The 362-nt window shown below is 48.3% G+C and carries 1 pseudogene; it reads left to right on the top strand.

The window, feature by feature from the left end:
- Positions 1-67 precede the first annotated feature (67 nt).
- A pseudogene (locus WKT11_RS19890) lies at positions 68-362 on the top strand (IS200/IS605 family accessory protein TnpB-related protein); the annotation flags it as partial.

Consider the following 362-nt stretch of genomic DNA (forward strand, 5'->3'; position numbering starts at 1 on the left):
GAGAGAAAGCCCTGAGTACAGGGATCATTCCAGAAACGTTTGTTTTTTGCGGGAAAGGTGGAAGAAGATGCGGACAGTATCCAGCTATGGTGTGGAGATACGAAAACAGAATATCCCGGTCCGTCAGACAATGGAGATCTATCGTCAGGCAGTCGGTTACCTGACAGAGATCTACGCACAGGTCTGGGAAGAACTGAGGAAGATCCCGGAGACAAAAAAGCGTTTTAATACCGCAGAGCATATGGTACACATGACGAAGAAAAACACAGCCCGGTTTGATTTTGACCTTCGTTTTCCGAAGATGCCGTCTTACCTCCGCAGGTCCGCGATCCAGCATGCGCTTGGAAGTGTATCTTCGTATA

Source organism: Blautia sp. HCN-1074 (assembly GCF_037890165.1).
In the GTDB taxonomy this organism is placed as follows: Bacteria; Bacillota; Clostridia; order Lachnospirales; family Lachnospiraceae; genus Blautia_A.